We start from the raw sequence: 24,270 nt of genomic DNA, 5'->3' as shown, positions 1-24,270 counted from the left end.
GTGCAGGGGCGAGGCCCCCGGCAAGTCGAAGGAAGTGCGTCATGGCCATCCGCCCCGTGGTGATCACCGGCAACCCCGTCCTGCACCGCCCCGCCGCCAAGGTGACGGCGTTCGACGACGAGCTGCGCGCTCTCGTCGAGGACATGTACGAGACCATGGACGCCGCCCACGGCGTGGGGCTGGCCGCCCCGCAGATCGGCGTGGGCCTGCGGATCTTTACCTACGCGTTCCAGAACGACGACGGGGTCCCGCCGCGCGGGGTGCTCGTGAACCCCGTGCTGACCCTCGGCAAGATCTCCCAGGACGCCCCGGACCCGGACGAGGAGTCGGAGGGCTGCCTCTCCGTGCCGGGCTACAGCTGGCCGCTCAGACGGGCGGACTGGGTGCGGGTGGCCGGGGTCGACGCCGCAGGAGCACCGGTGGCCTTCGAGGCCAAGGGCTGGTTCGCCCGGGTGATGCAGCACGAGTACGACCACCTGGACGGCAAGCTCTACCTGGACCGGCTCAACGACAAGTGGGCCCGCAAGGCCCGCAGGGCGGTCAAGGCGGAGGGCTGGGGCCGGGACGGCCACAGCTGGACCCCGGGGGTCGACGAGGACCCGTTCGGGCACTGAGCCGCCGGGGACGCCTCAGTCCCCGGGCAGCACCAGCACGAGCTCCCCGGCCGAGCGGGCCGTGGGCTCCCGGAGCTCCGCCCGCCAGCGCTCCCCCGCCGCCGCGAGCAGCTCCTGGGGCGTCCCGACGCGCTCGCCCCCGGCGGCACGCTGCACCAGGTGCCGGGCGAGCAGCCCGCGGGTGTGCTTGGCCATGTGCGAGACGACCGTGCGCGTCCCGCCCCGTTCCCGGACGACCTTGACCCCGACCGTCCGCTCCCGGGGGGCACGCCACGCGGCCGCGTAGGCGGCCGAGCGGCAGTCGACCACGAGGCGGTCCTCCGCGGCGGGTCCGAGCGCGGCGGGCAGGTGGCGCTTCCAGTGGGCCGCGAGCTTGCCCAGACGGGGCAGTTCCGTCCCCATGGACAGCCGGTAGGCCGGGATCCGGTCCGTGGGCCGCACCGCGCCCCACAGGGCGGAGACGACGACGAGGGAGGCCGCCGCCGCCTCCCGCTCCGCGGGCGTGAGCCCGGCCGGGTCCAGGGCGTCGTACAGCACCCCGGTGTAGACGTGCAGCGCCGGCGCCGCGGGCTCGGCACCCAGACGGGTGTTGCGCTCGACCTCCTCTCGCAGCCGCTGCCCCACGCCCAGCACGTCCAGGGCGTCCGCGCGGCTGCTCGCGCTCGCCAGCTCGGCGAGGACCTGCTCACGGGCGGGCGTGAGCTCGGGGAACGCGAGGGCCCCGGTGTCGACGGGCTCGCCGGAGACGGGGGCGGTCTTGGTCTCGGAGGGGGGCAGCAGAATGAGCACCCGCAGAAGTCTAGTGACCCGTGCGGGCGTGGACGTCCCGGCGGCAGGTCCCGCCGGATCCTGCCTCCGGGACCCTGCCGTGGGGCCGGGCAGCAGGGCCGGGCACCGGCGCCGGACAGGATCCCGGGCAGCGGGGCCGGGCAGCGAGTCCCGACAGCGGGGCCGGGCAGCGGGGCCGGACAGGATCCCGGGCGGGTAGGATGGACGGCGGACAGGCCGGCCGGGTGACCGCGGGCCGCGACCTCCGGGTCGGCGGCGCGAGGAAAGTCCGGGCTCCGCAGAGCAGGATGGTGGGCAACGCCCACTCGGGGGAACCCGCAGGAAAGTGCCACAGAAAACAGACCGCCCGCCCCGGTCCGTCCGGGCAGCGGGTGAGGGTGAAAAGGTGGTGTAAGAGACCACCAGCGCGCCGGGTGACCGGCGCGGCTCGGTAAACCCCATCCGGAGCAAGGCCAGACAGGGTGCGCCCGAGGGCTGCTCGCCCGAGCACCCGGGTAGGCCGCTGGAGCCCGTCGGCAACGACGGGCCTAGATGGATGGTCACCAGCACGGCCCGGGCGACCGGCCGTGTGCACAGAACCCGGCTTACAGGCCGGCCTGTCCCCCGTTCCTCCCCGCCCGTCGGCGCTCAGCCGCGGACCAGGATCACCCCGCACTCCGGGCAGGTGAGCACCTCGTCCGGGTTCGCCGCCCGGAAGGTCGCCGCGTCGGTGGGGCTCAGCGTCGTCCCGCAGGACCCGCACACGCTGCCCCGCAGCTCCGCGGCCGCCGGGCGCTCCGTGCTGCGGCCGGTGCGGATCCGCTCGTACCGGGCGACCAGCGCGGGGGCGCCCACGGCCTGCGCCGCGGCCTCGCGCGTGGCCGCCAGCTCCTCGCGCTCCGCCGTCAGGGCCTGCCCCTCCTCGTCCCGGGCGGCCACGCGCCTCCGGCGCCGGCGTCCGCCGCCCTGAGCCGGGGCGTGATGCGGGCGCGGTGCTCGGCGGCGTCGTCGAGCTCCTGCATGAGCTCCAGCTCCGCCTCCTCCGCCGCGGCCAGCTGCCGGGTGCGGGTGTCGATCTCGTGCTGCAGCCCCATGAGGTCCTTGGCGGTCCCGCCCTGCTCCAGGCGACGGCGGTCCTTCTCGATGGAGGCCTGGACGCGGGCGACCTTCTCCTCCGCCGCGGCCAGCCGCTGCCGGATGTCCTGCTCCCCGGCGTCGAGCTCCTTGGCCGCGGCGATCGCCCGGGCCCGCAGCTGCAGCGCGGCGGCGACCTCGGGGTCGGTCCTCAGCTCCCCGATCCGGGCCGCGATGCGGCGCAGCCGGGCGTCGACGCGCTCGAGCTCCAGGAGCGCTCGTTGCTGCTCGGGCGTGGCGGTGCTCATGCTGGTCCTCCTGGGGTCGGGCCGGAGCGGTCGTGGCCGGGGCGGTCGGGGCCGGGGCGGCCGGCCGGCCGGTGGTCGTGGCCGGAGTGATGGTGGCCGGACTGGTCATGGCCGAACTGGTCATGGCCGGACTTGTCGTGGCCAGACTCGTCCTGGACAGATTCGTCGTGGCCAAATCCGCCCTGGACAGGGTGGTCGAGACCAGCGCGGCCGTGGGCCGGGCGGTCGGCGTTCCCGTGGTCGTGGGCGGGGTGGTCGACACGGAAGTCCCACGGGTCGGAGCGGCGCACCGAGACCTCGACCGCCACGTCGTGGCCGCGCTCGGCGAGCGCCGCGCGCAGTGCCGCCGCGCCCACGGGCAGCCACAGCCACTCGCTGGCGAAGTGGGAGAGGTCCACAAGGCAGGGGGTGCCGTCCGCACCCGGGCCGAGGGCCGCCTCGCGGGCCTCGGAGGCGGGGTGGTGGCGCAGGTCCGCGGTGACGTAGACGTCGGCGCCGCTGGCCCGCACCTCGTCGAAGAGAGAGTCCCCCGCCCCGCCGCACACCGCGACGCGGCGCACCGGGGTGTCCGGATCCCCCGCCACACGCACACCGTGGGCGGTGGCCGGGACGGCGGCGGCCAGGCGCCGTGCCAGCTGCGCCAGGGACACGGGTTCGGGCAGCTCGCCCACCCGGCCGATGCCCACCGTGGGATCGGCCGGGTGCGGGGCGAGCGGCGTCGTCGTCGTGAGCCCTGCCGCGCGGGCCACGGCGTCCGAGACGCCGTCCGGGGCGGAGTCCGCGTTGGTGTGGCAGGCGAGCAGGGCGCACCGGTGCTCGATGAGCTCGTGCACGGCCGCGCCCTTGAAGCCGTCCGCGGCCACGGAGGTGACTCCGCGCAGCAGCAGCGGGTGGTGGGTGAGGAGCAGGTCGGTGCCGGTGGACACGGCCTCGTCCACCACGTCGGCCACGGGGTCCACGGCGAACAGGATCCGGCGCACGGGCTGCTCCGGGCGCCCGGTGACGAGCCCGCTGGCGTCCCAGGGCTCCTGCAGGTGCAGCGGCCAGAGCGCCTCGACGACCTCGAGCACCTCCGACAGCGTGGGGGCGGGTCCGGGCGGGGCCGTGCTCTGCTGGCTCATGGGCCCAGTCTAGGAGTCCGCCCGACGGAGGCCCCGGCGGGTCCGGGCGCGGCCTCGGGAATGTTGCGCGCGGCGCGGTGTTGTACGGGGCATGGCCTTTCCCGAGCACGCCGACGCACGCCCCGTCCCCGAGGACCGACCCTCCCCCGACGACCGCTCCGCCCCCGACGACCGTCCTGCCTCCGTGACCTTCGTGCTCGCGGGCGGATGCTTCTGGTGTCTCGACGCGGTGTACCGGATCACGCGGGGCGTCACCTCCGTGGTCTCCGGCTACACCGGCGGCGCCACGGACCGTCCCGGCTACTACGAGGTCTGCGCCGGCAGCACCGGGCACGCCGAGGCGGTCGCCGTGACCTTCGACCCCTCCGTCGTGCCGGCGGACGTGATCCTCGACCTCTTCTTCACCGGTCACGACCCCACCACCCTCAACCGGCAGGGCTACGACGTCGGCACCCAGTACCGCTCGGCGATGTTCTGGGCCGACGACGCCCAGCGGGAGCTCTTCGCGGCCGCCATCGAGCGCACGCAGCCGCTGTGGGACCGGCCGATCGTCACCACCCTCGAGCCGCTGGGCACCTTCTGGGAGGCCGAGCCCGAGCACCAGGACTTCTACGCCGAGCAGCCCTGGAACGGGTACTGCCAGGTGATCATCAATCCCAAGCTGGCCAAGGTCCGGCAACGTTACTCCGCGTGGCTTACCGCGTAGTAGCAGTTGCGGCGCCTGGCTAGGCTGAGCTAGGACCGCGCCGCCGCGGGCACCCCCAGGGCCCGGCGGCGCAGGAGCACGTTCCCACCCCACCGAGAACCGACCACGCAGAAACCGAGGTACGCACATGGCGAAGATCTACAACGACGTCACCGAGATCGTGGGCCGCACCCCGCTCGTCCACCTGAACCGGCTCGACGAGGGCCTGCCCGGCAACGTCGCCGTGAAGCTGGAGTTCTACAACCCGGCCAACTCGGTCAAGGACCGGATCGGCGTGGCCATCATCGACGCCGCGGAGAAGTCCGGCAAGCTCAAGCCGGGCGGCACGATCGTGGAGGGCACCTCCGGCAACACCGGCATCGCGCTGGCCATGGTCGGCGCGGCCCGCGGGTACAAGGTCATCCTGACCATGCCCGAGACCATGTCCACGGAGCGCCGCGTCATGCTCCGCGCCTACGGCGCCCAGATCGTGCTCACCCCCGGCGCCGAGGGCATGCGCGGAGCGGTCGACAAGGCCCGCGAGATCGTCGACGGCACCGAGAACGCCGTCCTGGCCAGCCAGTTCGCCAACGAGGCGAACCCCGCGGTGCACTACGCCACCACCGGTCCCGAGATCTGGGAGGACACCGACGGCGAGGTCGACATCTTCATCTCGGGCGTGGGCACCGGCGGCACCATCACCGGCGCGGGGCGGTACCTGCGCGAGCAGAAGCCGGACGTCCGCCTGCTCGTCGTCGAGCCGGCAGACTCGCCGCTGCTGACCCAGGGCAAGGCCGGCCCCCACAAGATCCAGGGCCTGGGCGCGAACTTCGTCCCGGACATCCTCGACCGCGAGATCTACGACGACGTCTACGACGTGACCGTCGAGGACTCCGTGCGCGTGGCCCGGGAGCTGGGCACCAAGGAGGGCATCCTCGGCGGGATCTCCTCGGGCGCCATCGTCTGGGCCGCCCTGCAGGAGGCCGCCAAGGAGGAGAACCGGGACAAGCTGATCGTGGCGGTCGTGTGCGACTACGGGGAGCGCTACATCTCGACCCTGCTCTACGAGGACATCCGCGGCTGATCCGCCCCGGGCGCTCCGCGCCGACGACCCGCCCCTTCCGGGAATAGCGCCGCCTCCCGGCGACGTTGCCCCGGAGGTGGGCGGGTCGTTCCGGTTCGCACCCCGCAGCCGGCCCGCGTCGATCCCCGCCGCGGACCGGGCCGCCGCCCCCGGAAGAACCGACCCCCGGAAGAACAGAGGAAGACCTTGAGTTTCTGGAGCAGACTCGCCGAGGACCTGCAGACGGCCCGCACGCACGACCCCGCCGCCCGCTCCCGGCTGGAGATCGCCCTCAACTACTCGGGTCTGCACGCCATCTGGATCCACCGCCTCTCGCACCTGCTGTGGCAGCACCCGGACCGTCGGCTGCTCGCCCGGACGGTCTCCCAGCTCGGCCGGTTCCTCACCGGCGTCGAGATCCATCCCGGTGCCGTCATCGGTCGTCGCTTCTTCATCGACCACGGCATGGGCGTGGTCATCGGGGAGACCGCCGAGATCGGCGAGGACGTGATGATCTACCACGGGGTGACCCTCGGCGGCCGCTCCCTGGAGAAGGTCAAGCGCCACCCCACCGTGGGCGACCGCGTGGTGATCGGCGCCGGGGCGAAGATCCTCGGTCCTGTGGAGATCGGGGCGGACTCGGCGGTCGGCGCCAACGCCGTGGTGGTCAAGGACGTGCCCGAGGACGCGATCGTGACCGGGATCCCCGGCAAGGTCCGCCCGCGCACCCCGGAGAAGCAGCAGCCGCTGGTGGACCCCTCCACCTACATCGACCCCGCGATGTGGATCTAGGCGGCGCCGATCCGGGAAGGACCGCACCCCGGCACGCAGGAGGGCCACGCACCCGGCGGTGCGTGGCCCTCCTGCGTGCCGGGGTGCCGGCTCGTGGCTAGGCGATGACCTCGGAGCGGTCCCCGGACCACAGCGTGTGGTAGACGCCCTCGGCGTCGTCGGTGCGCCGGTAGGTGTGCGCCCCGAAGTAGTCGCGCAGCCCCTGGGTCAGGGCCGCGTTGAGGCGGGGGCGGCGCAGGGAGTCGTAGTAGTTCAGGGTGGAGGCGAACACCGGGGCGGGGATCCCGCGCTCCACCGCCCGGGCCACCACTCGGCGCCAGGACGGCAGTGCGTCCTCGATGGCGGAGACGAACTGCGGGGCGAAGAGCAGGTTCGCCGGGGCCGCGCCCCCCTGGTAGGCCTCCATGATGACCTCCAGCAGCTGGGCGCGGATGATGCAGCCCTCCCGCCACAGGCTGGCGATGGTGGCCAGGTCCAGGTCCCAGCCGTACTCGGCCCCGGCCATGGTGAGCATGTCCAGGCCCTGGGCGTAGGAGACGAGCTTGGAGGCGTAGAGGGCCTTGCGCACGTCCTCGACGAACTCGGGGTCGTGCACCACGTCCTCGGTGGTCCCCCCGATGCCGGCCGGCAGCACCCGCTGGGCCTCCAGGCGCATCTCGGGCTCGGCGGAGGACAGGGCGCGGGCGAAGACGGACTCGGCGATCGCGGTGACCGGGGAGCCCAGCTCCAGCGCCTCCTGGACGGTCCAGCGGCCGGTGCCCTTCTGCCCGGCCGCGTCCACGATGACGTCGATCAGGGGCTCACCCGTGCGGGCGTCCACCTGCCGGAGCACGTGGGCGGTGATCTCGATCAGGTAGGAGCCCAGCTCCGTGGTGTTCCACTGCTCGAAGACCTCGGCCTGCTCGGCCGGCTCGATGCCGGCGACCGCGCGCAGCAGCTCGTGCGCCTCGCCGATGACCTGCATGTCGGCGTACTCGATCCCGTTGTGCACCATCTTCACGAAGTGCCCCGCGCCGTCGGTGTCGATCCAGGCGCAGCACGGCTTGCCGTCCTCGGCCTTGGCGGCGATGTCCTCCAGCAGCGGCCCCAGCGCGTCGTAGGACTTGGCCGGTCCGCCGGGCATGATGGAGGGCCCCAGCAGGGCGCCCTCCTCCCCGCCCGAGACGCCGACACCGACGAAGTCGATGCCCTGCGCGGCCAGCTCCCGCTCCCGGCGACGGGTGTCCTGGAAGTAGGAGTTGCCGCCGTCGATGATGATGTCGTCCTTCTCCAGCAGCGGCACGAGCTGCTCGATCACCGCGTCCACCGGTGCCCCGGCCTTGACCATCACCAGGATGCGGCGGGGGGTCTCGAGGGAGTCGACGAGCTCCTGGAGAGTCTCGGTGCGGATGAAGTTCCCCTCGGACCCGTGGGCCTCGAGGAGGGCGTCGGTCTTGCCGACCGAACGGTTGTGGAGGGCGACGGTGTACCCGTGCCGGGCGAAGTTGCGGGCGAGGTTGGCGCCCATGACCGCGAGGCCGGTCACGCCGATCTGAGCTTTCTGTTCTGCTGCCATGCCCCCAGCCTACAAACCCTGGCGGGCGGCTCGGTCCGTTCCCCGCTCGGCGCCCCGCTCACGGGACCCACGGAGGCGCCCGGTGGCGAAGGCACCCTGCCGACGGACCCGGCGGACGGCTCGCCGGACACCCTCTGTCACAAACCCCCCGCACCGGGTCGGGGGCCCTACCGTGGTGCCATCGCACACAGACTCCAGGGGGTAGGGATGCGGGCGTGGAGGAGAACGGTGATCGGGGCCGTGGCGTGTGCCGCACTGTGGTCGGGCCCCGGGTTCGCACCGGCCGCCGCCGCCAACGGCAAGGTCGACGTGGTCGTGGGCGGCAATGAGGTGCTCAACGAGGCCACGATCACGCGCGCCAGCGAGAAGGCCGCGGCACTGTGCGGGGGCAAGGCCTCCGCCTACGTGAAGAAGGCCCAGAAGGCGGACCGTGAGGGGAGCATCGTGGTCGTCTGCCGGCGGGCCGGGGGGAAGCAGGTGTACTTCCGCTAGCCGGGGCCGGCACGTGGGTCCTACCGGGATCGAACCGATGACATCCACGGTGTAAACGTGGCGCTCTACCAGCTGAGCTAAGGACCCTGACAACCGGGTGGACGATTTTCGCAACCGCCAGCACCCGGTTCCGGAACAGGCTACCCGGTGCTACCGACTGGTAACCAGGTCGGGCACCCCTTACGGCTGTGGTGTTCGCCACATCCGTGCCCCATTCTACGGGCGGGCGAGTCGCTGTTCGAGCCGGACCAGGAACTCGGTGGCCGGGGCGTCGACCTTCACCCGGGCGGCGGCGTCCCCGCGGGTCCGGCCGTGGTTGACGATCAGCACGGGCACGCCGGCGCGCACGGCGTGCCGGACGAACCGGCGGCCCGAATTCACGGTGAGGGAGGAGCCCACCACCAGGAGGGCGTCGGCGGTGTCCACCATCCGCAGCGCCCGCAGCACGCGGTGCCGCGGGGCGTTCTCGCCGAAGAAGACGACGTCGGGCTTGAGGATCCCGGAGCAGACGGGGCAGTCGGGCACGCGGAATCCCGCCGTGCGCGGCACCACCGCGTCGGCGTCCGGGGCGAACTCGATGTCCTCCGGCGAGCCGATCGAGTCGTAGAAGCCGGGGTTGAGCTCGTCGAAGATGTCGGAGAGCACCGCCCGCGGGATCCGCGTGCCGCACCGCATGCACAGCACGCGGGTGAAGCGCCCGTGCAGGTCCACGACGTTGAGGGAGCCCGCCGCCTGGTGCAGGCGGTCGATGTTCTGCGTGACGACGCCGGCGACCGCTCCGGCGCCCTCCAGCCGGGCGAGGACCCCGTGGCCGGGGTTGGGGTCGGCCCGCTCGAGGTGCCGCCAGCCGTACTGGTTGCGCGCCCAGTAGTGGCTGCGCCTCGCGGGGCTGCCCATGAACTCCTGGAACGTCATGGGGGTGCGCGGGGCCGAGCCGGGTCCGCGGTAGTCCGGGATCCCGGAGTCGGTGCTGATCCCCGCTCCCGTCAGCACCGCGGTCCGGCGCCCGGACAGCAGCGGCACCGCCGCGTCGAGGCCCTCGTCCAGGCTCGCGGCGTCGGGATCGGGGAACTGGTCGGGACTGACGGGGGCGCCGTAGCCGGCGCGTACGGTGGGCATCGCTGGTCGCTCGGACGGCGCCGGGGCCTCAGGCCGGCAGCTTGGCCAGGGCGGCGCGGTAGGCCTCGAGCTCCCGCGGCGTCCCGGGCTCGGCCCGGAAGACGTCCACGACGACGCCCTGGGAGTCGAGCACGAACGTGGCCCGCTCCGCCTGCCCCGCCACGGGGTCGAAGACGCCGTAGCGCTCGGCCACGGCCCCGTGCGGCCAGAAGTCGGAGAGCAGGTCGAACTCGAAGGACTCCTCCCGCGCGAACGCCCGCAGCGCGTACTTGGAGTCCACGGACACCGCCAGCAGCTTCACGCCGGCGTCGTCGAACACCGCCAGGTTGTCCTGCAGCCGGCACAGCTCCCCGGTGCAGGTCCCGGAGAAGGCGAACGGGTAGAAGACGATGCTCACGGGCTGTCCCCGCAGCCCGCTCAGGGTGACCGGCTCGCCGAACTGGTTCGGCAGAGTGAAGTCCGGGGCGGTGTCGCCGATCTCGGGCATGGGTGGTCTCCTGTGCTGTGGACGCCGGGGCGCGTGCTCAGACGTTGCGCTTGGGCATCAGGCGGGTCGCGGCCCAGTCCGCGCTGACCCGCGCGGTCGTGGTCACGTGCAGCCCCGCCGTGGGAGCCGCTTCCTGGACCTCGGCGGGCGGCACGTAGCCGTCGCGCCCGGCCTTGGGGGTCAGCACCCACACCACGCCTCCGTCGTCCAGGGTGGTCTGCACGTCCACCAGGGTGTCCACGAGGTCGCCGTCGCCCTCGCGGAACCACAGCAGCACGGCGTCGACGACCTCCTGGTCCTCCTCGTCGAGCAGGTCGGAACCGATCAGGTCCTCGATGCCCTCCCTCAGGTCGAGGTCGACGTCCTCGTCGTATCCGAACTCCTGGATGTAGTCGCCATCCTTGAAACCGAGCTGGACTACCGCGTCGCCCGCGGTGGTCTTGGCCTCGCTCACTGTTCTTGCTCCTTCTGGGATCGGGCCGACGAGCGACCGCGCACTGCGTACCGGTGCGGGGCTCCGCCTGCCCGTCGGCGGACCGCGGGGGCACGGTGGCGGGCCGGATACCGGCTTCATCTCCCAGACAACACCGGATCAGGGTGTCTTTCAAGCTCCCGCACGGTGACGTCCCCCCGAATCGTGGGCCGCGCCCGCGTGTGACGGTCGGTCCCGGGTGTGGAAACATGGTGCCAACAGACACCCCGTACGCCTGGAACACCCCGCCGGCGCGATCCGCACGGCGGGCCGGTCCCCGGACGCCCCACCCCCGCGGGTGGCGCCCGGGAAGCGGAGCGGTCGGCGGGTATTTTGAGACTGTCGGAACGGCCCGGCCGCGCTCGCGCGTGCGCTCGCCCGGGTTCCGCCCGGCAACTCGACGAAGAGAGGTTCAACGTGCCTTCATCCAGCAACCACCACATCCTCAGTGGCTTGACCAACAACTTCAAGGACTCCGACACCGAGGAGACCCGGGAGTGGATCGAGTCCTTCGAGGGCCTGATCGAGACGCAGGGCACGGAACGGGCGCAGTACATCATGCGCGCCCTGCTCCAGCACGCCGGCGCCAAGAGCGTGGGCGTGCCGATGGTGACCACCACGGACTACGTCAACTCGATCCCCGTGGACCAGGAGCCGGAGTTCCCCGGCGACGAGGAGGTCGAGCGGCGCTACCGCGCGTACCTCCGCTGGAACGCGGCCGTGATGGTGCACCGCGCCCAGCGCCCCGAGATCGGGGTGGGCGGGCACATCTCCTCCTACGCCGGTGTGGCGACCCTCTACGAGGTGGGGCTCAACCACTTCTTCCGCGGCCCCGAGCACCCCGGCGGCGGCGACCAGGTGTTCTGGCAGGGCCACTCGGCCCCGGGCAACTACGCGCGCGCCTACCTGGAGGGGCGGCTCACCGAGGAGCAGCTGGACGCGTTCCGCCAGGAGAAGACCAAGGCGCCCCACGGCCTGTCGTCCTACCCCCACCCGCGGTCCATGCCGGACTTCTGGCAGTTCCCCACCGTGTCCATGGGCATCGGCCCGCTCAACGCGATCTACCAGGCCCAGTTCAACCGCTACCTGGACAACCGCGGGATCAAGGACACCTCCGACCAGCACGTCTGGGCGTTCCTGGGCGACGGCGAGATGGACGAGGTGGAGAGCCGCGGCGCGCTGCAGCTGGCCGCCAACGACAAGCTGGACAACCTCACCTTCGTGGTCAACTGCAACCTGCAGCGCCTGGACGGGCCGGTGCGCGGCAACGGCAAGATCGTCCAGGAGCTGGAGGCCTTCTTCCGCGGCGCCGGATGGAACGTCATCAAGGTCCTGTGGGGCCGGGAGTGGGACCAGCTGCTAACCAAGGACCGGGACGGTGAGCTGGTCCGGATCATGAACGAGACCCTGGACGGCGACTACCAGACCTACAAGGCCGAGTCCGGCGGGTTCATCCGCGACCACTTCTTCGGCAAGTCCCCGGCCACCAAGGAGCTCGTCGCGGACATGAGCGACGACGAGATCTGGGAGCTCAAGCGCGGCGCGCACGACTACCACAAGGTCTACGCCGCCTACAAGGCCGCCATGGAGCACAAGGGCCAGCCGACCGTCATCCTGGCCCAGGGCGTCAAGGGCTACGGGCTGGGCAGCCACTTCGAGGCGCGCAACGCCACCCACCAGATGAAGAAGCTGACGCTGGAGGACCTCAAGGCCTTCCGCGACCACCTGCGCATCCCGGTCTCCGACGAGCAGATCGAAAAGGACCTCTACAACGCCCCGTACTACCACCCGGGCAAGGACTCCCCGGAGATCAAGTACCTGCTCGAGCGGCGCAAGGAGCTGGGCGGGTTCGTCCCGGACCGCCCGCACCAGCAGCAGAAGATCACGCTGCCCACCGACGCCGCCTACAAGTCGGCCAAGAAGGGCTCGGGCAAGCAGATGGCCGCCACGACCATGGCCTTCGTGCGCATCCTCAAGGACCTGCTGCGGGAGAAGGACTTCGGCCACCGGATCGTGCCGATCATCCCGGACGAGGCCCGCACCTTCGGGATGGACTCGTTCTTCCCCACGGCGAAGATCTACAACCCCAACGGGCAGAACTACCTCTCCGTGGACCGCGAGCTCATGCTCGCCTACAAGGAGTCCGTGCAGGGCGTCATCCTCCACCCGGGGATCAACGAGGCCGGGGCGAGCGCGGCGTTCACCGCCGCCGGCACCTCCTACGCCACCCACGGCGAGCCGATGATCCCGGTCTACATCTACTACTCGATGTTCGGCTTCCAGCGCACGGCCGACGAGTTCTGGGCGGCCGCCGACCAGCTGACCCGCGGATTCCTCATCGGCGCGACCGCCGGGCGGACCACGCTCACGGGCGAGGGGCTCCAGCACGCGGACGGGCACTCCCCGATCCTGGCCTCGACCAACCCCGCGGTGGTCCACTACGACCCGGCCTACGGCTACGAGATCGCCCACATCGTCCGGCGCGGGATCGAGCACATGTACGGGAGCCGTGACGAGGACCACGACGTCATGTACTACCTGACGGTCTACAACGAGCCCTACCAGCAGCCGGCCGAGCCGGAGGACGTGGACGTCGAGGGCATCCTCAAGGGCATCTACCTGCTCAAGCCCGCCGAGAAGGACGGGCCCCGCACCCAGCTGCTCGCCTCCGGCGTGGCCGTGCCGTGGGCCCTGGACGCCCAGCGGATCCTCGCCGAGGACTGGGGCGTCTCCGCCGACGTGTGGTCGGTCACCTCGTGGGTCGAGCTGCGCCGTGACGGGCTCGCCGCGGAGAAGGAGTCGTTCCTCAACCCGGGCGAGGGGACCCGGACGCCGTTCGTGGCCCAGCAGCTCGCCGGGGCGACCGGGCCGATCGTCGCGTCCTCGGACTTCAGCTCGGACCTGCCGGACATGATCCGCCAGTTCGTGCCCAACGAGTTCGCGTCCCTCGGCACCGACGGGTTCGGCTTCGCCGACACGCGCCAGGGCGCCCGCCGCTTCTTCCACGTGGACTCGCACTCCATGGTGGTGCGCGCGCTCGAGATGCTCGCCAAGCGGGGCGAGGTCGACTGGCGCACCCCGGGCGAGGCGATCGAGAAGTACCGCCTGCACGACGTCAACGCCGGGACCTCGGGCAACGCCGGCGGCGACGCCTGAGCCGAGCCCACCGGCGCCCGACGGCGCCCCGGCCACCCGCTCGGGTGGCCGGGGCGCCGTCGTCGTCACGGTCGGGCGGGGGCGGGAGCGTGCTCTAAGCTCGGGGCATGGCAGGACAGGACGGGAACCCGACGGCGCGCTGGCTGCGCCCCTCGCGCAAGCGGCCCACCGACAAGTCCCGTCCCGTCACCCCGCCGCACCCCAAGACGCTCGAGAACCTCAAGGCGAACCTGGGGGCGATCTCCACGGTCGCCACCCGCCGTCTCGAGACGGACCTCGGCTGGTTCGAGGAACTGCGCGCCGACGAGCGCTCCGAGCTGGGCCTGGTGGCCCAGCGCGGCATCTCCTCGTTCGTGCGCTGGTACGAGGACCCGGAGGAGCCCCTGTGGGTGCTCACCCAGGTCTTCCGCAGCGCCCCGACCGAGCTGACCCGCTCCATCTCGCTGCAGCACGCGCTGCAGCTGCTGCGGATCGTGGTCGACGTGGTCGAGGAGAAGGTTCCCGAGCTCGCCAAGCACCACGACGAGGCCGCGCTGCGCGAGGCCGTGCTGCGGTACTCGAGGGAGATCGCCTTCGCCGCCGCCGACGTCTACGCGCGGGCCGCCGAGAACCGGGGGTCCTGGGACGCCCGGCTGGAGTCCCTGGTCGTGGACGGGATCCTGCGGGGCGAGCACTCCGACTCCCTGCGCTCCCGTGTCGCGGCCCTGGGCTGGGCCTCGACCGGCCCGGTCACCGTGCTCACCGGCTCCGCACCGGAGGCCACCGGCCCCGCCACGGTCGCCCGGCTGCGGCGGCTCGCCGCCCGCCACGCGCAGGACTCCCTCGTCTCCATCCAGGGCGACCGGCTGGTGCTCATCCTCGGCGGTCTGGTGGACCGGGAGACCGCCCTGGAGAAGCTCACCGCCGCGTTCGGTCCCGGACCGGTCGCCTACGGCCCGGAGTCCCCCACCATCTTCGAGGCGGGCCGGTCCGCCCGGCTCGCCCACGCGGCCCTGTCCGTGGCTCCGGCCTGGCCGGCCGCGCCGCGCCCGGTGCACTCCGAGGACCTGTGGCCCGAGCGGGCCATGGCCGGGGACGAGGCGGCGCGCGCGGCGATGGTCGAGTCGGTCTACCGGCCGCTGACCCGATCGGCCACCGGGCTGGCGGAGACCCTCTCGGCCTACGTCTCCGTGGGCCACTCCCTGGAGGCCACCGCCCGGGAGCTGTTCGTGCACGCGAACACGGTCCGCTACCGGCTGCGCCGGATCTGCGACCTCACCGGCTGGGACCCCCTCGTCCCGCGGGACGCGTTCGTGCTGCACTGCGCCCTGCTCGCCGGGCGGCTGGCCGACTCCTGCGCGCCGCTCGACACCTCCGCCCCCGCCCCGGCACCGGTCTTGTAGCTTCCCTACAAACACCGCCGCGCGGGTTGGTGGTCTCCGCGCCCGCGCCGCACGGCGCTTCCTTGCCAAGCTGTCAGGGTGATCGCGATCGTCTGCCCCGGACAGGGCTCCCAGAAACCCGGCTTCCTCACCGAGTGGCTCGCCCTCGACGGCGTGCGCCCCCACCTCGAGCGGCTGGGCGAGGCCGCCGGGTTGGACCTCGTGCACTACGGGACCGAGGCGGACGAGGAGACCATCAAGGACACCGCCGTGGCCCAGCCGCTCATCGTGGCCGCCGGGCTCGTGGCCGGCCGCCTGCTGGCCGACCGCATCGGCGCCGGGCGGGAGGACCTGGTCCTCGCCGGGCACTCCGTCGGGGAGATCACCGCCGCCGCCCTGGCCGGGGTCCTCACCGAGGAGGACGCCATGGCGTTCGTCCGGACCCGCGCCAACGCCATGGCGGAGGCCGCCGCGGCCCTGCCCACCGGCATGAGCGCCGTCCTGGGCGGCAAGGAGGACGAGGTCCGCGACGCGATCCGGGCGGCCGGGCTCACCGCCGCCAACGCCAACGGCGGCGGGCAGACCGTCGCCGCCGGCACCCTCGAGCAGCTCGCCGCCCTCGCCGAGCACCCGCCCGCCCGGGCCCGCGTCGTGCCCCTGAAGGTCGCCGGGGCGTTCCACACCGAGCACATGGCCCCCGCCCTCGGGCCCCTCCGCGAGCTCGTGGCGGACCTCTCCCCCGCCGACCCCGTGCACCCGCTGCTCTCCAACGCCGACGGCGCCCCCGTGGCCTCCGGCGCGGCGGCCCTCGACGCGCTCGTGGCCCAGGTCTGCCGCCCGGTCCGCTGGGACCTGTGCACGCAGACGCTGCTGGAGCGCGGCGTCGAGCAGCTGATCGAGCTGCCGCCGGCCGGGACCCTGGTCGGCCTGGCCAAGCGCGCCATGAAGGGCGTGCCGGCCCTGGCCGTGAACTCCGCCGAGGACCTGGCGCAGGCCCGGAGTATTCTTGTCTGACGTCCGCCTGCGCACCCGGTGCGCAGCACGTCCCGAGGCCGGAGCAGCCGCCCCGCCCCGCCCAGCAGGCCCGACCGCCGCGCCCGGCCGCACGAAGGAGCAACGACCCCTGTGGTGACCCTGAAGCAGCAGCAGAACAACGCGCACTCCCGCATCCTCGGCCTCGGGGTCTACCGCCCGGACGTGGTCGTGACCAACGACGACGTGTGCCAGTGGATCGAGTCCTCCGACGAGTGGATCCAGCAGCGCACCGGCATCAGGACCCGGCACCGCGCCGCCGAGGAGGTGAGCGTGCTGGACATGTCCGAGCACGCCGCCCGCGAGGCGCTGGCCGCCGCCGGGATCGAGGCCTCGCAGCTGGGCGGGGTGATCGTCTCCACGATCTCCTTCCCCTACCTCACCCCCTCCGCGGCCGCGGCCCTCGCGGAGCGGCTGGGAGCCACTCCGGCGCCCGCCTTCGACATCTCCGCGGCCTGCGCCGGCTACTGCTACGGCATCGCCCAGGCCGACGCCCTGGTGCGCTCCGGGGCGGCCGACTACGTGCTGGTCATCGGTGTGGAGAAGCTCTCCGACGTCATCGACAACAGCGAGCGCTCCATCTCGTTCCTGCTCGGCGACGGCGCCGGCGCGGCGGTGGTCGGCCGTTCCGAGACCCCCGGCATCGGCCCGTCCGTGTGGGGCTCGGACGGCTCCAAGTGGGACGCCATCCGGATGACCCACCCGCTCACGGACGTCCGCGCCGTGGAGCAGGGCCGGGAGCGCACGCCCTCCCCCGACCTCCTCGATCCGGAGACCGGTGAGGTGCGCGAGGACGCGACCCTGTGGCCCACGCTGCGCCAGGACGGGCAGACGGTCTTCCGCTGGGCCTCGTGGGAGGTCGCCAAGCGGGCCCAGGAGGCCATGGACGTCGCCGGCGTGGGGCCCGAGGACCTCGGGGCCTTCATCCCGCACCAGGCGAACATGCGCATCATCGACCAGATGGCCAAGACGCTGAAGCTGCCGGACTCCGTGGTCATCGCCCGCGACATCGCCGACGCCGGCAACACCTCCGCCGCCTCCGTGCCGCTGGCCACGCACCGGCTGCTCGCCGAGCACCCGGAGCTGTCCGGCAAGCTGGCCCTGCAGATCGGCTTCGGCGCCGGCCTGGTCTACGGGGCGCAGGTCGTCGTCCTCCCCTGATCCCCGGCGGCACGTGCCCGGATCCTGGTCCGGGCACGTGTCGGATCCGGCGCGGGGCCTCTGCGACTCGTCGTAGGGTTGAACCGCACACCCGTTGTCCCCCGGCCCGGCCGCACGGCCTGACCGGGACAGATGCGCCCGGCACCCGACCGGGAGCGCCCGTCACCACCGGCTGCCCCGGCAGCCGCACAGAAAGGAAGCCACACTATGGCGAGCAAAGAGGAAATCCTGACCGGCCTGGCGGAGATCGTCAACGAGGAGACCGGTCTGGAGACCGAGGCGGTCCAGCTCGACAAGTCCTTCACCGAGGACCTGGACATCGACTCCATCTCGATGATGACCATCGTGGTCAACGCCGAGGAGAAGTTCGACGTGACCATCCCCGACGAGGAGGTCAAGAACCTCAAGACCGTCGAGGACGCCGTCAACTTCATCGACAACGCCCAGGCCTGACTCGGCCGGTCGTCAGCGGGACGCGGCGGGGCGCAGGAACCGCCGCGTCCCGCCGACCCGCCCCCGGGCGGGCCGCCCACCGCTTCATCCCAGGACACGAGGAAGTGCAGTCATGACCCGCAAAGTAGTCGTCACCGGTCTCGGTGCCACCACCCCGATCGGTGGCACCGTCCCCGAGCTGTGGCGCAGCGCCACCACCGGCGCTCCGGTGTCCGCGCCATCGAGCACGACTGGGTGGACACCTACGATCTCGGCGTGCGGATCGCCGCGCCGGTCTCGACCCCCGCCGGCGAGGTGCTCTCCCGCGTCGAGGCCAAGCGCCTGGACCCCTCGGGGCAGCTGTCCGTCATCGCCGCCCGCGAGGCCTGGGCGGACGCCGGGTTCTCCGGCCCCAACGCCGAGGACTCCGCGGAGGTCGACCCCGACCGTTTCGCCGTCGCCTTCGGCACCGGCATCGGCGGGGTCTGGACCCTGCTCGACGCCTACGACACCCTGCAGAAGCGCGGGGCCCGCCGCGTCATGCCGCTGACCGTGCCGATGCTCATGCCCAACGGCAACGCCGCTGCCGTCGGCATGGACCTCAAGGCCCGCGCCGCCTCGATCACCCCCGTCTCGGCCTGCGCCTCCGGCACGGAGGCCTTCTACCAGGGCATGAACCTCATCCGCTCCGGGAAGGCCGACCTCGTGGTGGTCGGCGGGGCCGAGTCCGCGATCCACCCCGTGACCATCGCCGCGTTCTCCTCGATGCAGGCGCTGTCCAAGCGCAACGACGAGCCCGAGCGCGCGTCCCGGCCCTACGACACGGCCCGCGACGGCTTCGTGATGGGCGAGGGAGCCGGCGCCGTGGTGCTCGAGTCGGAGGAGCACGCCAAGGCCCGCGGCGCCCGCGTCTACGCGGAGCTGGCCGGAGCCGGCCTGACCTCCGACGCCTACCACATCACCGCGCCCGACGACGAGGGCCGCGGCGCCGCCCGCGCCCTCGACGAGGCCATGCAGACCGGCGGGTTCGCGCCGGGCGACGTCAAGCACGTCAACGCCCACGCCACCTCCACTCCCCGGGGCGACGCCCCCGAGGCCGGTGCCCTGCGGCGCGCCTTCGGCTCGGCCGTGGACGACATGTGCGTCTCCGCCACCAAGTCCATGACCGGGCACCTCCTGGGCGGCTCCGGTGCCGTGGAGGCCGTGCTGACCGTCCTCGCCGTGCACCACCGCACCGCCCCGTGCACCATCAACCTGGAGAACCAGGACCCGGAGATCGACCTCGACGTCGTCACGGACGCCCGGGACCTGCCGGGCGGGGACTTCGTCGCCGTGTCGAACTCCTTCGGCTTCGGCGGGCACAACGCCGTCGCCGCGTTCCGCACCGTCTGACCGGTCCGCCCGGCACACGCCACGAGGGTCGCCCCGCATCGCGGGGCGACCCTCGTGGCGTGTCCGGTCCCTCGGAGGCGGAGCGGGACCGGGTGCGCTCAGCCGACCCGGTGCAGCCAGCGCACCGGAGCGCCCTCCGCGGCGTGCCGGAACGGCTCCAGCTCCTCGTCCCAGGCCTCGCCGAGGGCGAGCGAGAGCTCGTTGATCACGAGCAGCGGATTGCCGGCCGCGGTCTCGTAGGCGTAGCGGATCCGGTCCTCGGAGACCATGATGTTGCCGGCGGCGTCGGTGGTGGCGTGGAAGATCCCGAGGTCCGGGGTGAAGGACCAGCGCGCGCCGTCGTGGCCGCGGGAGGGGTTCTCCGTCACCTCGAACCGGAGCCGGCCCATCGTGCGCAGGGCGGAGGCCAGCAGCGCGCCGGTGCCGGCGGGGCCCGACCACTCCAGCTCGGCGCGCACGGTGCCCGGCTCGGCGTTCTGCTGGGTCCACTCCAGCTCCGTGCGCTGGCGCGCGACCGACTCCAGCGCCCACTGGATGTGCGGGCACAGCGCCTGTGGCGCGGAGTGCACGTAGAGCACTCCGCGCGTGGTGGGTGAAGACATGACCTGCTCCTCCGTCGTGTAGGTACGTCTTCCCCGACGCCCTGCACGGCAACGGCCCCACCCGCCGGGTCGCGGTGTGCGGGCCGCTCCCGGGCGATGCGATTGTGCGGCCGGCCCGTGCACCGCAGGGATTCGAGGCCCGCACGGCGTCCGGTCGGCCCGGTGCCGTACCCGCCGTCCCGGTCCGCGACCTGCCGGGCGGTCCGGAGCGGTGGATACACTACGCATCTCATTAAACTGCACGGTTTCCGGGGCCGTCAACCTGTGCGACGTCGCGCGGCCGTCGGCGCCGGCTCGCCGCGGACGCAGGCGCGGCCTCAGGCGCGCGGGTGGGCCTGGCGGTACACCGCTCCGAGCCGGTCCACGGAGACGTGCGTGTAGATCTGCGTGGTGGCCACGGAGGCGTGGCCCAGCAGCTCCTGCACGGTGCGCAGGTCAGCGCCGCCGTCCACGAGGTGGGTGGCGGCGGAGTGGCGCAGCGCGTGGGGCCCGCGCGCCGCGGTGTCCGGGACCGTGCCGAGCTCGCGCTCCACGACCCGGCGGACCTGGCGGACGTCGATCCGACCGCCCCGGGACCCGAGGAAGAGCGCCGGCCCGCTCCCGGCCGTTGCCAGCAGCGGCCTCCGGGCCAGCCAGATCTGCAGCGCCTCGTCGGCGGGGCGCCCGAAGGGCACGGTGCGCTGCTTGTCGCCCTTGCCGATCACGGTGAGCACCCGCCGGTTGCGGTCGAGGTCGTCGACGTCGGCGCCCGCGAGCTCGCTCACCCGGGCGCCCGTGGCGTAGAGCAGCTCCAGGAGCGCCCGGTCCCGCGCGCGCAGGGCGCCCTCGGGCCCGGCGGCGCCCGGGTCCGCGGCGCGCCCGGCGAGATCGTCGAGCAGCGCCCGCATCCCGTCGGCGGGCACGACGTCCGGGAGGTGGCGCTGCCGCCGGGGGGCCGCGAGCCGCAGGCTCGGGTCGGCGCCCACGAGACCGTTGGCGGCGGCCCAGCCGAAGAAGCCGCGGACCGAGGCCGTCCAGCGCGCCATCGAGGAGCGACCCGCGCCGCCTGCGTGCCGCGTGGCCAGCCACGCCCGCAGCATGTCCAGGTCCACGGCCGCGGGCGTGGCCACGGCATAGCGCTCGTGCAGCCAGGCGAACAGCGCCCGCAGGTCCGAGGTGTAGGCGCCGACGGTGCGGGGACTGCGCGCCTTCTCGTGCCGCAGGTGCTCCGCGTACCGCTCCAGGGCGCGGGTCACGGCCGTCGGCAGCGGAGCGGGAGCGGTGCTCATGGGGGGAGTCTAGCGACGTCGGCGCCAGCCCTCCTCCGACCCCTCGGCCAGCCCGCGCTCCTCGAGCCGGTGCAGTCCGCCGAGGACCTCGCGCGCGGACAGACCGGCGACCCGCACGAGGCGGTCCGGGCGGCTGCGCGCCGACAGCGGCAGGGCGTCCAGCAGCACGCGGTCGGGCTGGGAGAGGCCGTCGACCACCGCGGCCGGCCCCTCCGCGGCGTCGGCGGGGTCGGTGGCCGCCGCGGCGGCGCCCAGCGGCTGGAGCAGCTCGAGCACGTCATCGACGTCGGTGACCAGCACGGCGCTGCCCTCCCGGACCAGGCGGTGGCACCCGGCGGAGGTCCCCGCGAGGACGCTGCCGGGGACGGCGCCCACGGGGCGGCTGAGGCCGTCCGCGTGGTGGGCGGTGTTCTGGGCGCCCGAGCGCCACCGGGCCTCGACGACCACGGTCCCCGCCGCGAGGGCGGCGATGATCCGGTTGCGCTGCAGAAAGCGGTATCGACTGGGCGTGCACCCCGGCGACGCCTCGCACAGCAGCAGCCCCGAGGCCTCGACGCCGCGGAGCAGCTCGTCGTTGCCGGGCGGATAGAGCCTGTCGATGCCGCAGGCCATGACCGAGACCGTGGGCGGGGCGCCCGTGCCGGTGGCCAGGGCGGCGGTGTGGGCGGCCTGGTCGATGCCGTAGGCGCCGCCGGAGACCACGGTCCAGCCGCGCGAGGCCAGCGCACCGGCGAGGTCCAGGGCGATCCCGCGGCCGTAGCCGGAGCAGTCGCGGGAGCCGACCACGGCCACCGCGCGGCGGGCGGGGAACCGCAGGAGCCCGCGCCGGCCCCGGCCCCACAGCCCGATCGGCTGGAACAGCCCCAGGTCCGCCAGCGCCTCCGGCCAGTCCGGGTCCTCCGGCACCGCGTACCACGCCCCGGCCCGGGCGGCCGTGGCGAGGTCCGCGGCGGGGTCCAGGCCGGCGGCGCGGCCGGCCCAGCGCTCCAGTGCGCGGCGCAGGTCGACCTGCCGGGGACCGTACCCGGCCTCCGCCGCGCCCCGGACGAGGGCGACGTGCTCGGCCGCGCGGATCGGGCGCCGGCCGGCGGCGATCTCCAGGGCCGCGACCGGTCCGAGGGTGGCCAGCAGCAGCATGGCGGTGGGGTCCGTGGGCTCCACGAGGCGGCAGAGCCCGGCGCGGGCCAGCCGCACGCCGTCGCCGGCGGGGCGGGGAGCGGTAGGGGCGGGGTGCATGGGCGGTCCTCTTCAGTGCGGTCGGGTCGGTGCCGCGGTCAGGCGGGCACGAGCGAGCGGAAGTACAGGGCGGTGTCCACGTCCTCCACCGCCGGCGCGCCGCGGCCGTCGAGGTCCGCGAGCGTCCAGGCGACGCGCAGCACCCGCTGGTGCCCCCGGGCCGTCAGCGCCCCCCGGTCCATCGCCCGCTCCAGCGGCGCGGTGACGGCCCGCGGCGGCCGCAGGGGCCCGTGCAGGAGAGCGGTGCCGAGCTCGGCGTTGGTGCGCAGGCCCAGCCGGCGGAGGCGTTCGGCCTGCGCGCCGCGGGCGGCGGCGACCCGGGCGGCCACGGCGGCCGTCGGCTCCGCACGGCCCGCCCCGGAGGCGAGCTCTCCGTAGGAGACCTTGGGCACGGTGATCTGCAGGTCCACGCGGTCCAGCAGCGGGCCGCTGAGCTTGCCGAAGTACGACCGGCGCACCCGGGGGGTGCAGGTGCAGTCCGCCCCGCGGCCTCCGGACTGTCCGCACGGGCAGGGGTTCGCGGCGAGCACCAGCTGGAACCGGGCCGGGTACACCGCCGAGGCCACCGCCCGGTCGATCGTCACCCGCCCGCTCTCCAGGGGCTGGCGCAGGGCGTCGATCACGCCGCGGTCGAACTCCGGCGCCTCGTCGAGGAACAGCACCCCGCGGTGTGCGCGAGAGGCGGCACCGGGCCGCGGGATCCCCGTCCCGCCCCCGCACAGGGCCGCCGAGGACACCGTGTGGTGCGGCGCTTCGAAGGGCGGGCGCCGGATCAGCGCGGTCCGCCGCTGCGCGGAGCCGCCGAGGGAGTGGATCGCGGTCACCTCCATGGCGGCGTCGTCCTCGAGGTCGGGCAGCAGCCCAGGCAGGCGCTCGGCCAGCATCGTCTTGCCGGAACCGGGCGGGCCGACCATGAGCAGGTGGTGCCCGCCCGCGGCGGCGATCTCCAGGGCCAGCCGGCCGTCCTCCTGACCGGCGACGTCGGCCAGGTCGGGGCTCGTGGCCACCCCGTCCGGTACCGCTCTGCCGGGTCCCGGGTCCCCCTGCTCGGTCGTGGACGGGGCGACGGCGGAGGGGGCGGCCGGTGCGGGGCGGTGCAGCCCTCGCGGATCGGCGCCGGCGGCGGCGAGCACCTCGGCGAGGCAGCCGTAGCCCGCCACCCGGGCACCGGGGACCAGGGCGGCCTCGGCGGCGTTGGCCTCGCAGACGACGATCCGCTCGTGCCCGGCCCGCACCGCCGCCATGACCGCCGGCAGGATCCCGCGCACCGGTCGCAGCGCCCCGTCGAGGCCGAGCTCGGCCAGGAAGACGGTGCGGCCGGTCGCCGGCACGGATCCGGCGGCCTGCAGGGCGCTCAGCACGATGGCGAGGTCGAAGAGCGAACCGCGCTTGGGCAGGGTCGCCGGGGTCAGGTTGACCGTGAGCTTGCGCGGGCTCAGCGGCATGCCGCTGTTGCGCGCCGCGGCCCGCAGCCGCTCGCGCGCCTCGTTGAGGGCCGCGTCCGGCAGGCCGACGATCGAGAAGGCGGGCAGGGTCTGGCCGATGTCGGCCTCGACCTCGACCATCGCCCCGTCCAGCCCGACGAGGGCCACCGCCCAGGTGCGCGCGAAGCCCATCACCGCCGCCCCGCCCCCGCCCGGCACGGGGGAGGGGCGGCGGCGCGCTCGGTCCGGGCGCATCCGGGAGCGGCGTGTGGTCGGCCGGGATGCGGATTAGCGGCGTCACGCCGGCACCGGGCGGGGCCGGGGTCGGCGGCGAGGTGTGCTCGGCTCGGGTGCATGCCCGCCATGCTCCGCCCTGCAGCCCGGTCCTGGGAGGACCGGCCGGCCCCGCTGTGGAGGCGCTCGGCGGATCAGGCCGGGTAGCTCCAGCTGGGGAGCGAGGACGAGGGCGAGGGCGTGGGCTCCGGAGTGGGCTCGGGGCGTGGGGTGGGGGTGGGAGGAGGGCGTGGGACCGGCCGGGTCCGGGGAGGCCCGGGTGACCGGTTGCAGCGGCGGCGGCCAGGGCCGGCGTGCAGTGGGGCTCGAGGACGCCGACGGGGTGGGACTGGGCGTCACCCCCGGCGCGCGGCGGGGCGGAG

General features: G+C 73.8%; 22 protein-coding genes, 1 tRNA gene, 1 other RNA gene and 1 pseudogene. 12 read left to right on the top strand and 13 right to left on the bottom strand.

The genetic code is table 11. The features are described 5' to 3' along the window. Positions 1 to 41 precede the first annotated feature (41 nt). Complete coding sequence (def, locus tag BJF77_RS06680; protein ID WP_047804587.1) at positions 42 to 614, top strand: peptide deformylase; 573 nt, start codon at positions 42 to 44, stop codon at positions 612 to 614. 15 nt (positions 615 to 629) lie between these two features. On the opposite strand, the gene BJF77_RS06675 is transcribed toward def, so the two are convergent. After that, the gene (locus BJF77_RS06675) at positions 630 to 1,403 is read right to left on the bottom strand and encodes a YaaA family protein (protein ID WP_047804586.1); all 774 of its coding nucleotides are present in this window, start codon (positions 1,401 to 1,403) and stop codon (positions 630 to 632) included. Positions 1,404 to 1,615: 212 nt separating this feature from the next. Here BJF77_RS06675 and rnpB point away from each other — a divergent pair. Then, an RNA gene (gene rnpB / locus BJF77_RS06670) (RNase P RNA component class A) lies at positions 1,616 to 2,006 on the top strand. A gap of 24 nt (positions 2,007 to 2,030) precedes the next feature. Here rnpB and BJF77_RS06665 read toward each other — a convergent pair. The 3 genes from BJF77_RS06665 to BJF77_RS06655 are packed head-to-tail and all read right to left on the bottom strand — an operon-like array spanning position 2,031 to position 3,885. Further along, positions 2,031 to 2,321: a C4-type zinc ribbon domain-containing protein gene (locus tag BJF77_RS06665; RefSeq protein WP_075871665.1), complete on the bottom strand. Its 291-nt coding sequence runs from the start codon at positions 2,319 to 2,321 to the stop codon at positions 2,031 to 2,033. Continuing rightward, positions 2,288 to 2,764, bottom strand: a complete 477-nt coding sequence (locus BJF77_RS06660; RefSeq protein ID WP_075871664.1) for a hypothetical protein — start codon at positions 2,762 to 2,764, stop codon at positions 2,288 to 2,290. The genes BJF77_RS06665 and BJF77_RS06660 overlap by 34 nt, the downstream gene beginning before the upstream one ends. Then, a complete protein-coding gene (locus BJF77_RS06655; protein WP_369821368.1) occupies positions 2,761 to 3,885 on the bottom strand; it encodes a Nif3-like dinuclear metal center hexameric protein in 1,125 nt (374 codons plus the stop codon). Before BJF77_RS06655 ends, BJF77_RS06660 begins: the two co-directional genes overlap by 4 nt. Before the next feature lie 91 nt (positions 3,886 to 3,976). Between BJF77_RS06655 and msrA the strand changes: the two genes are divergently transcribed. The 3 genes from msrA (at position 3,977) to epsC (ending at position 6,425) form a co-directional block, all read left to right on the top strand. Next, on the top strand, positions 3,977 to 4,591 hold the full coding sequence (msrA, locus tag BJF77_RS06650) for a peptide-methionine (S)-S-oxide reductase MsrA (protein ID WP_082157515.1): 615 nt from the start codon (positions 3,977 to 3,979) through the stop codon (positions 4,589 to 4,591). A 127-nt stretch (positions 4,592 to 4,718) separates the two neighbouring features. After that, positions 4,719 to 5,654 carry a cysteine synthase A gene (cysK, locus tag BJF77_RS06645; RefSeq protein ID WP_047804584.1) on the top strand — a complete coding sequence of 312 codons (936 nt, stop codon included), beginning with the start codon at positions 4,719 to 4,721 and terminating at the stop codon, positions 5,652 to 5,654. 186 nt (positions 5,655 to 5,840) lie between these two features. Further along, a complete protein-coding gene (gene epsC / locus BJF77_RS06640) occupies positions 5,841 to 6,425 on the top strand; it encodes a serine O-acetyltransferase EpsC (protein WP_047804583.1) in 585 nt (194 codons plus the stop codon). 97 nt (positions 6,426 to 6,522) lie between these two features. Here epsC and gndA read toward each other — a convergent pair whose 3' ends face one another. Beyond that, positions 6,523 to 7,980, bottom strand: coding sequence for an NADP-dependent phosphogluconate dehydrogenase (gndA, locus tag BJF77_RS06635; protein WP_075871663.1), 1,458 nt, complete (start codon positions 7,978 to 7,980; stop codon positions 6,523 to 6,525). A gap of 228 nt (positions 7,981 to 8,208) precedes the next feature. On the opposite strand from gndA, the gene BJF77_RS06630 reads away from it, so the two are divergent. Then, positions 8,209 to 8,472 carry a hypothetical protein gene (locus BJF77_RS06630; protein ID WP_047804581.1) on the top strand — a complete coding sequence of 88 codons (264 nt, stop codon included), beginning with the start codon at positions 8,209 to 8,211 and terminating at the stop codon, positions 8,470 to 8,472. A gap of 14 nt (positions 8,473 to 8,486) precedes the next feature. On the opposite strand, the gene BJF77_RS06625 is transcribed toward BJF77_RS06630, so the two are convergent. The 4 genes from BJF77_RS06625 to BJF77_RS06610 all read right to left on the bottom strand — a co-directional run bounded on the left by BJF77_RS06625 (position 8,487) and on the right by BJF77_RS06610 (position 10,532). Beyond that, positions 8,487 to 8,559: transfer RNA gene (locus BJF77_RS06625), tRNA-Val, on the bottom strand. A gap of 129 nt (positions 8,560 to 8,688) precedes the next feature. Next, the gene (locus BJF77_RS06620) at positions 8,689 to 9,591 is read right to left on the bottom strand and encodes a Sir2 family NAD-dependent protein deacetylase (protein ID WP_047804580.1); all 903 of its coding nucleotides are present in this window, start codon (positions 9,589 to 9,591) and stop codon (positions 8,689 to 8,691) included. 28 nt (positions 9,592 to 9,619) lie between these two features. Beyond that, entirely contained in the window at positions 9,620 to 10,078 is a 459-nt protein-coding gene (locus BJF77_RS06615; protein WP_075871662.1) for a peroxiredoxin, read from the bottom strand. Positions 10,079 to 10,115: 37 nt separating this feature from the next. Further along, entirely contained in the window at positions 10,116 to 10,532 is a 417-nt protein-coding gene (locus tag BJF77_RS06610; protein ID WP_047804578.1) for a DUF3052 domain-containing protein, read from the bottom strand. Positions 10,533 to 10,967: 435 nt separating this feature from the next. Between BJF77_RS06610 and aceE the strand changes: the two genes are divergently transcribed. The 6 genes and pseudogenes from aceE (at position 10,968) to BJF77_RS06580 (ending at position 19,084) form a co-directional block, all read left to right on the top strand. Continuing rightward, positions 10,968 to 13,706 (top strand): pyruvate dehydrogenase (acetyl-transferring), homodimeric type, encoded by a 2,739-nt coding sequence (gene aceE / locus BJF77_RS06605; RefSeq protein ID WP_075871661.1) that lies wholly within the window; start codon positions 10,968 to 10,970, stop codon positions 13,704 to 13,706. A 107-nt stretch (positions 13,707 to 13,813) separates the two neighbouring features. Next, positions 13,814 to 15,088, top strand: a complete 1,275-nt coding sequence (locus BJF77_RS06600) for a CdaR family transcriptional regulator (protein ID WP_075871660.1) — start codon at positions 13,814 to 13,816, stop codon at positions 15,086 to 15,088. 78 nt (positions 15,089 to 15,166) lie between these two features. Continuing rightward, positions 15,167 to 16,081 (top strand): ACP S-malonyltransferase, encoded by a 915-nt coding sequence (locus tag BJF77_RS06595; RefSeq protein ID WP_047805223.1) that lies wholly within the window; start codon positions 15,167 to 15,169, stop codon positions 16,079 to 16,081. A 111-nt stretch (positions 16,082 to 16,192) separates the two neighbouring features. Further along, positions 16,193 to 17,260, top strand: coding sequence for a beta-ketoacyl-ACP synthase III (locus tag BJF77_RS06590; RefSeq protein WP_075871659.1), 1,068 nt, complete (start codon positions 16,193 to 16,195; stop codon positions 17,258 to 17,260). 207 nt (positions 17,261 to 17,467) lie between these two features. Beyond that, positions 17,468 to 17,713, top strand: coding sequence for an acyl carrier protein (locus BJF77_RS06585; protein ID WP_017833742.1), 246 nt, complete (start codon positions 17,468 to 17,470; stop codon positions 17,711 to 17,713). A gap of 112 nt (positions 17,714 to 17,825) precedes the next feature. Then, a pseudogene (locus BJF77_RS06580) lies at positions 17,826 to 19,084 on the top strand (beta-ketoacyl synthase). A 98-nt stretch (positions 19,085 to 19,182) separates the two neighbouring features. Here the strand turns inward: BJF77_RS06580 and BJF77_RS06575 are convergent. The 4 genes from BJF77_RS06575 to BJF77_RS06560 form a co-directional block, all read right to left on the bottom strand. After that, positions 19,183 to 19,686, bottom strand: coding sequence for a DUF3145 domain-containing protein (locus tag BJF77_RS06575; protein WP_047805220.1), 504 nt, complete (start codon positions 19,684 to 19,686; stop codon positions 19,183 to 19,185). 317 nt (positions 19,687 to 20,003) lie between these two features. After that, entirely contained in the window at positions 20,004 to 20,954 is a 951-nt protein-coding gene (locus BJF77_RS06570) for a tyrosine-type recombinase/integrase (RefSeq protein WP_075871658.1), read from the bottom strand. Between the two features lie 9 nt (positions 20,955 to 20,963). Beyond that, complete coding sequence (locus BJF77_RS06565; protein WP_075871657.1) at positions 20,964 to 22,190, bottom strand: DNA-processing protein DprA; 1,227 nt, start codon at positions 22,188 to 22,190, stop codon at positions 20,964 to 20,966. A gap of 38 nt (positions 22,191 to 22,228) precedes the next feature. Continuing rightward, positions 22,229 to 23,806 carry a YifB family Mg chelatase-like AAA ATPase gene (locus tag BJF77_RS06560; protein WP_075871677.1) on the bottom strand — a complete coding sequence of 526 codons (1,578 nt, stop codon included), beginning with the start codon at positions 23,804 to 23,806 and terminating at the stop codon, positions 22,229 to 22,231. Between the last annotated feature and the right edge of the window lie 464 nt (positions 23,807 to 24,270).

The sequence above is a fragment of the Kocuria sp. CNJ-770 genome (genome assembly GCF_001942375.1).
GTDB lineage: Bacteria > Actinomycetota > Actinomycetes > Actinomycetales > Micrococcaceae > Kocuria > Kocuria oceani.
The sequence above is the reverse complement of the archived record's forward strand: the minus strand, read 5'-3'. Positions and strand labels throughout refer to the sequence as shown.